The sequence below is a fragment of the Paenibacillus sp. P4_E11 genome, from assembly GCF_056401635.1.
Window position 1 is genome coordinate 1 of the sequence record NZ_JBFUIX010000359.1, and the last position, 2,141, is coordinate 2,141.

2 protein-coding genes are annotated in these 2,141 nt (G+C 52.4%); both read right to left on the minus strand.

Annotation, left to right across the window (positions count from 1 at the left end; translation table 11 throughout):
• The coding region (locus tag AC1DWB_RS33965) for an alpha-glucuronidase family glycosyl hydrolase (RefSeq protein WP_477545488.1) at positions 1-436 on the minus strand (436 nt) is incomplete at its 3' end.
• Between the two features lie 35 nt (positions 437-471).
• Positions 472-2,141: hypothetical protein (locus AC1DWB_RS33970; protein WP_477545489.1), on the minus strand; the 1,670-nt coding region annotated here is incomplete at its 5' end.

Here is a 2,141-nt window from a genome sequence, read left to right on the forward strand (position 1 = left end):
GCTCATACACGGCGTACTGCGTTCCCTTATCCGTCAATCCGACAAATTGGACGTATTCGTTCGTAACGTGCAGTCGGAACGATTCCGGTTGCTCCCCGCCTGCGCGAATACGATCGACCTCGGGACTCGGTGCAGCAGAACCGATATACAACTTCGTACTGACCTCGCCGTAGACTTGAGCAGATACCGTCAGCTCCAGACCGGATATTTGCTTAATGTACGCTTGCAGCTCCTGGGCCGCTTGCTTCTCTACAGTAGTGGCGGTCGGGGAAATCACGATGGTTGACTTCCCATCGATCGTCATACGCTGGCCAAGCTCAGCAACGGAGGAATCGGAATCGATGGCTTCACCGAACACTGAACTGGTGGATAACAGGAATAAACACATAATCAATATAATGGGAATGAAAAGGTTGAATTTTCTCAAAGGTCGCATGTGTGCCTCCTATAAAATGGGTTGTTCAATAATCCTTACTCGGTCACTGAGATTGAAGCAGCAAGATTATTCAGAGCTATTCTTGTGATCGTCATCGTGGCACTGGAAAGGTCAGCGGTAGTCGTCACCCGGATGTAGTCTTTCCCGTTGATGACCACCGGAGCAACGGCCCCTCCCACTCCCAGCGACGTAATTACGCCAGTCCCCAAGGGGAATAAGCTGTGCGAGCTGGCTACCGACGATGAGTAGGACTGTTGGACCACACTGTAACTGAATGTGGAGAGTCCGGTAATGCTGCTGCACGAGACGATGAAGAACCCTACGCCAATCAGGAAGTCGTACGTACCATTCCCGTTGACGATAGACGATACTGTTGTACTGCCATAATTGTAAGCTCCGGGATCCTTGTACGTTGCTAACAGGATGTTAGGGTTGGCGGCGCGGCCGCCCCATGCTATCTGACTGCCGCTAATCTGAGTTAGGCCGCGAAACTTAACGTTTGGCCCCGAGCTAATGTAAGCGTGTTCACCAGCGACCGTCAAGTCACTCGTCTGGTTGTTGAAGGCAACGCGGAACGCACAGTCGCTCCAGATCCCGCCTGAGATTACACCGACACGGCTCCGGACGGCCACATCCGTGTCCGAATAGATCTCTACCGTGCAGTTTTTGTAATTCCCGTTAACGAGATACAACAGGTCAAGACCAGATTCGATGAAGCAGTCCTCGAACGTCGAGTCGGCGCAGACATTCTCGATCAGCTTCCTAGATGCGGTTGCGGATCCCCATTTGCTACGGCTAGTAATGGTACAGTTGTAGAACTTGTTGGTACCCTTACAGTTAGTAATGCCACCTCGCAGGGTCACATCCCGCAGGACCATCTCTACCGTAGTGGTAGCATTATAGAACGATGTGCCTCCTTCCAGCTCACCGCCATAGATCTGCACTTTCTTGCAGCGCAGAGCCAGCACGGCTGCACCTCTGTTCCCTATAATCCGCGGGTTCGTAATCATGACATCGCTAATGTCGTAGGAGCCATTCGGCTCGAAATCAACGCCAGCGCCAGGAGAGGAGAAGACGCCGCCCATGCCGGTGTGGGAATAGTCGCAGCTATGCAGCTCGATCTGGTTGCCACCTGTGAACGAGAGACCCTGCCGACCGGAGTATCTGGAGTTGACTTTGATATGTACAAGCCCCATCTGCGTGTTCCCGGTCGAGCCGATATAGCATCCATCCAGCCCGAAATATTCGAAGGTACACCCGAGTGTCATGCCATCTATGCAGTTAAATTCTCTCAACCCGCAGTTCTGTAGTTGAATACCCGTATCTCCCCAGTGGCCTCCAAGTACGAATGTGGTGTTGTTACCATCCACGGTAATTCCCGATGTCTGGTAGTGGGAACMGTTCGTCAGGGACAGGAAATTGCCTGGGTTCGCGGCATAGGCCGGGTTTGTGAAGTTCCCGGTGGCTTCATACATGATACCCGTGGTCGGGTCGAAGGAACCGAAGTGCAGCCCATCCACATACTGAAGTTGGCACCCGTTACCTTTTATTTCGAAATTTGAGCATCCGATGAGGTTCAGTACGGTTCCCCAACTCTGGTAATATGGGGCTGAGGAGGAGGGGCTCGGATTAATCGTCTCTCCGCCTACATAAGCATGCCGAATGTCGAGATCAATGAGGAAATTAGTGCTGAGGGCATTAGCAG